Annotated in this window: 1 protein-coding gene; it reads right to left on the minus strand. The window is 41.3% G+C overall.

From position 1 onward, the window contains the following. On the minus strand, window positions 1-826 hold an 826-nt coding region (locus tag ABD915_RS09925; protein ID WP_345117795.1), incomplete at both ends, for a tyrosine-type recombinase/integrase.

An 826-nucleotide genomic window follows, 5' to 3' on the forward strand; every position in this document is an offset into this window, starting at 1 on the left:
AATGGTTTCAGCGACCTCATAGGGGGCATCGGTTGTTTCAGCAAGCCAATTACGTAAACTAGAACGAAAACCATGGGGGCAGGCTTCAAGTTTATTGTCTCTCATATATTGAGACATACACGTATCAGCGAGGGGACCTCGACCGGTTGCAGAAAAAAAGAAATTGTTGCGAGAAAGCAATCGTGCTTGTTTTAAGATTTCTAATGCTTCAGATGATAGAGGCACACGAAATTCTGTTGTCGCATCACGCCTTCCTTTCATATTCTCAGCAGGGATAGTCCATATATCATCTTCAATTTGATCTTTATGAATATGACGTAAAGGAAAAGTACGAACGCCTGTCAAAATAAGCAAACGCAAAGCCAGTTGTGTTAGGGTTGATGCTTCGCAAAGCGTTTGATAAAAAGCCGGCACATCTCTCCAATCCATTGCTGGTCTATTAGTGGTTTTATGGAGTTGTTTACCTAAGAGCGCGCGTGCTTTTTCTGTTGCCTGTAAGTCAACATTCAATCCCAGAGCAGCCGCATGTTTGAGACAAAGATTAAGACGGTTCAGTGCTTTACGAGCTGTATCAGCTTTTATATGCCAAATAGGAGAAAGAACATTGCGTATTTCTGTTTGTGTAATCTCAGAAACGGGCAAACAGCCTAATTTAGGGAGAATATGAAGGCGTAATGGTAAAAACCAACTTCCATTTTGACCATCCCCTTTTAATTCAGCTTTACGGCTTTCAAAAGCATCTAGTGCAATATCTTTTAAATAATGGAGATTGCTTATTGCTTCACGCTTTTGTTTCTCACGTTCTTTAATGGGGTCACGCCCCTCA

Source organism: Bartonella jaculi, assembly GCF_039543045.1.
Lineage (GTDB): Bacteria > Pseudomonadota > Alphaproteobacteria > Rhizobiales > Rhizobiaceae > Bartonella > Bartonella jaculi.